The organism is Helicobacter sp. 13S00477-4 (assembly GCF_002272785.1).
Taxonomy (GTDB): Bacteria; Campylobacterota; Campylobacteria; order Campylobacterales; family Helicobacteraceae; genus Helicobacter_J.
Genome location: NZ_MLAS01000022.1, coordinates 1 through 1,137, shown reverse-complemented (window position 1 = coordinate 1,137; position 1,137 = coordinate 1). Strand labels below are relative to the sequence as shown.

Here is a 1,137-nt window from a genome sequence, read left to right as displayed (position 1 = left end):
CTCCATCGTCTGTACTGGCAGTGCCTAGAGTAGAATTGTCTAAGGTTAATTTGGTAGTACCTCCAGAACCGTAATTGATCTTGATAGTGTCTAATTTAGAGTTGTTATTGGCAATCAAATTAGTAGTACCGCCATTTGAATTCAGCGTCCCTACGAACTCTGAATCATCAAAATTCAAATTGATAGTGGTTGTTCCTACCGTAACACCCCCATTCAAAATAGACTTATTTTTGGCAGTAAAGTTAAAAATTGGCATTGCAAGAAAAGAAAAACCATCAGTAGTTACACTGATATCAGCATATGCTTTAGCTGCATTATCCAGATTGAGGTTGATGGTACCCCTAGTTGTAGAAATCTTTGCATTAGAAGTTCCATCTAGACCTTTGAGGGCAAAGCCTTTGGAAGAATTGCCAGAGAAATTGAAGGTTTGGCTCAGAGCATGTTGATTTCCCCCTCCTCCTCCACTTGCTGTGTAATTATTTATGTTACCTTGGAATGATGAATCAGTGGAATTGAGATTTATCATTGGGGTTGCAAATCCTTCGGTAGAAAGTTTAGAATTACCTACCCAAGTAGCATCATTTTTCAAAATGATGTTCAATGTTTGTTGAAAGATAGAAACATCTCCCTTGAAACTTAAACCTTTCAAAGAAGCATCAGAATCTCCTTGATAAGAACCATCAAAAATCAGACTCAAAGCTGGAGCATTATATCCTCCACCAGAATAGTTAAAATTTCCAACATAAACTGAATCTTTAAAATTAATACCAAACTTAGCACCTTGGGTTACATTTATTTGGCTTAAAGCTTTTACTATAGCTTTATTTGATATTAAATTTGCAGAAGCTGATGGATTCCTATTGATAACAGGACTGAAGTTATAGAGATCTGTTAAACTTGTATCTTGAGTCAGAGTATTGTTAGCACCACCAAGATTGATAACACTGGCACAGGAATTTGCATCACCAAGTGTGCAATCAAGAGATGTATCATCTGCTTTGAGCTGTGCAGTGAAGGAAGTTAAAAAAGCAGATAATACAAGAGAAATGATAGGGATAAAATGTTTTTTAGATTTTAAAGGTTGAAGATTATTTTTTGAAGGAGCATTGAAGGGAGTCATATTTGACCCCCCCCCCC

Annotated in this window: 1 protein-coding gene; it reads right to left on the bottom strand. The window is 36.4% G+C overall.

Going from position 1 to position 1,137, the window contains the following annotated elements:
• The coding region (locus tag BKH44_RS08890; protein ID WP_180674158.1) for a hypothetical protein at window positions 1–1,120 on the bottom strand (1,120 nt) is incomplete at its 3' end.
• Between the last annotated feature and the right edge of the window lie 17 nt (window positions 1,121–1,137).